Consider the following 2799-nt stretch of genomic DNA (forward strand, 5'->3'; position numbering starts at 1 on the left):
ATGCTGGGCACCGAGCTCGATTCCAAGGAGGCTTTCGTCGAGCCCGCCGTGCTGACCCGGGACCTGGACCTTGGATGGGCGGAGTTCCCCGCCGGCACCGTCGGGGGCCAACGCCGCACCTATCGCGGCCATCGCAACGGCCACCCGGTAATCGAGCTGGCCATCTGCTGGACCATGAGCAGCGATGCGCTCGACCCGCAATGGAGCGACCCCGACGGATTCAGTGTGGTGATCGAAGGCCAACCACGCGTCGACGCGAGGATCCGATTCGGCAACCCCGGCGAGGACGTGATGACGGTGTTGATGGACAGCACCGCCGTCGCGGCGGTCAACGCCATACCGTTCGTCTGCTCCGCGCAACCGGGCGTCATCACCCCGATTGACCTGCCCATCGCCGGATCCCAAGGCGCTCTTAAGGTTTGATCTATGGGCGGTCAGTGCTGCGCCACGCGCGGGGCGAGATGCCGTGTGTCCGGGTGAACAGCCGGCTGAAATAACCGGGGTCGGAAACCCCGACCCGCCTGGCGATCTCGGCGACCGGAAGATCGGTCTCTTCCAGCATCGTGCGCGCCTCGGCCATCCGACGTTCGATTATCCACTCCTGCACGGTGCGCGCGGTGCGGCCGCGCACGACGGATTCGACTGCGTAGAGGTCGCCATGCACGGCAACGCACCGTTGGACGCCTCACCTACTATCGCGCCACGCGTCCGGCCTAGCGCTGGTCGAAGGCCACCTTCACCGCGCCGCTTTCACCCTGGTTGGCGATAGCCAGGAATGCGTCCCGCCACTGCTCCAGCCGGAAGGTGTGAGTCAGCATGGGGCGCAAATCAATTCGGCCGTCGACAACCAGATCGAGGTAGTGCGCGATCGCGTGCTTGCGCTGCCCGTCGACCTCTTCGACCCCGAATGCGTTGGAGCCAACCCAGCTGATCTCCTTGAAGTACAACGGACTCCACTCCCACCGTCCGGGTGCGTGCACACCGGCCTTGACCAGCGTCCCCCGCGAAGCGAGCACCCGCACCCCGACTTCGAACGTTTCCGGTTTTCCGACGGTGTCGTAAACGACGTCGACGGCTCCGGGGTGTGCCATCGGCAAACCTTGTAGTGGCTGCCACAACCGGCCGCCGCCCCAGCTCACCAACTCTTCGATGACGGCCAGCCGGGGCTCGTGCGCCAGCACGATGGCGGCGCCGAACCGGCGGGCCAGCTGCGCCTGGGCATCAAAGCGGGCTACCACCGCGACCGCCACGTCCGGGTAGAGGGCCCGCAGGATGGCCAGCGCGCACAATCCCAGCGAGCCGGCGCCGTAGACCAGGACCCGGCCCGATCGCGGCGGCGGGTGGCGGGTGATGGCGTGCAGCGACACTGAAAACGGGTCGGCGAACACGGCCAACTCATCGGGCACCGATTCGGGCACCGCGAACAGCATGCTGTCGTGGGCCGGCATCAGCTCGGCGTAGCCACCGGTCACATCGGCCGACACCCCGGTGTGGATCCCGGGTTTGATGTCGCCGTCGCAAAAGCTCCAGCACAGGCTGTAGTCGCCGCTCTGGCAGGCCGGGCAGGGCTGGATGCCGCGCGGCCCGCAGGACAGCCACGGGTTGAGCACGACGCGCTGACCCGGCGCCAGCCCGCGGGCCTTAGGCCCTACCCGCACCACGTCGGCGACCACCTCGTGGCCCATCACCTGAGGAAACGAGCAGAAGGCCGCCATCGCATTGTCGATGTCACCTTCACCGAAATCCAGCAAGATCTGCTTGGAGTCCGAGCCGCAGATACCGGTCAGCCGGGGTCGGGCGATCACCCAATCGTCATGCAGCAGTTGAGGATCCGCCACATGCTGCAGTGCGACCGGGCTGGAGGCGAGGTTCTTGGCCAGCGGGTTGCCGTCTGGGGGTGACTCGAACGGCTCCGGCGGCACCCCGAACACCAGCGCTTTCATCGCGGTGCCATCTGGGCTGCGCCGGCGATGTAGGCGTCGAGGTCGGCGTTTTTGGCGTCGACTATGTTTTTTAGGGCCATCATTACCGGCAGATAGTGCTCGAAACGGTCGCTGCCCAGCGCCGCGATAATGCCGTCGGCCACCTCATCGGCCGCCACCTTGGGTCCTTGGTAGAGCGGTTCCTCGCTGCCCGGCTGATCCCAGATCTCGGTGTCGACCGGCCCGGGCTCGATCAGCTTCACGCCGACCCCGGTGCCGTGCAGGTCGACGGCCATCGACTCGCTCCAGCCGCAGAGCGCGAACTTGCTGGCGCAGTAGGCGGCCTCGTGGATGATGCCCAGCCGACCACCCACGCTGGACACGTTGACGATCACGCCGTGTCCCCGGTCCAGCATCCGCGGCAACACGGCCAACGTCAGCCGCATCGGGGCGACGAAGTTGACCCGCATGATGTCCTCAACCTCGCCCGGATCCAGCCCATCCACGGCCCGCCGTTTCGGCATTGCGGCGTTGTTGACTAACACGTCGATGCCGCCCAAGTCGTCCCACGCCCGCAACCCCAGCCGACCAACGGTCGCGGTTTCGGCCAGATCAGCCACCCACATCGTCGAGTCGGCCGAGGTTCTGCGGCAGTCCGCCAAGACCTCGGCAAGACGCTCCGCGCGCCGGGCGATCAGTCCCACTATCGCGCCGTGGCCGGCCAGCCGCCGGGCCAAGGCGGCACCGATCCCCGATGACGCCCCGGTGATCACCACCCGCTTCCCTGCTGCCGAGTACGCCATGGCCACAGCGTGGCGCGAATGGCCAGCTATCACACGGTTTTCGGCAATATGCCTGCACAAGTGGCTATTCGGCG

At 67.0% G+C, this 2799-nt stretch carries 2 protein-coding genes and 2 pseudogenes; 1 reads left to right on the forward strand and 3 read right to left on the reverse strand.

Annotation, left to right across the window (positions count from 1 at the left end; genetic code table 11):
- Positions 1-423, forward strand: a pseudogene (locus WAN71_RS14745) (dihydrodipicolinate reductase); the annotation flags it as partial.
- A 1-nt stretch (position 424) separates the two neighbouring features.
- Here the strand turns inward: WAN71_RS14745 and WAN71_RS14750 are convergent.
- From WAN71_RS14750 to WAN71_RS14760, 3 genes and pseudogenes are all read right to left on the reverse strand, one after another.
- Positions 425-637, reverse strand: a pseudogene (locus WAN71_RS14750) (helix-turn-helix transcriptional regulator); the annotation flags it as partial.
- Positions 638-713: 76 nt separating this feature from the next.
- Complete coding sequence (locus WAN71_RS14755; protein ID WP_422226043.1) at positions 714-1943, reverse strand: zinc-dependent alcohol dehydrogenase; 1230 nt, start codon at positions 1941-1943, stop codon at positions 714-716.
- Positions 1940-2725, reverse strand: a complete 786-nt coding sequence (locus tag WAN71_RS14760; protein ID WP_422226044.1) for an SDR family NAD(P)-dependent oxidoreductase — start codon at positions 2723-2725, stop codon at positions 1940-1942. Before WAN71_RS14760 ends, WAN71_RS14755 begins: the two co-directional genes overlap by 4 nt.
- Positions 2726-2799 lie beyond the last annotated feature (74 nt).

Origin of the sequence: Mycobacterium sp. (genome assembly GCF_049280035.1) — a bacterium.
In the GTDB taxonomy this organism is placed as follows: Bacteria; Actinomycetota; Actinomycetes; order Mycobacteriales; family Mycobacteriaceae; genus Mycobacterium.

Bases quoted from the DNA above. Each gene is read 5' to 3' on its own strand.
- WAN71_RS14755 (WP_422226043.1), bottom strand. From the start codon at position 1,943: ATGAAAGCGCTGGTGTTCGGGGTGCCGCCGGAGCCGTTCGAGTCACCC.
- WAN71_RS14760 (WP_422226044.1), bottom strand. From the start codon at position 2,725: ATGGCGTACTCGGCAGCAGGGAAGCGGGTGGTGATCACCGGGGCGTCA.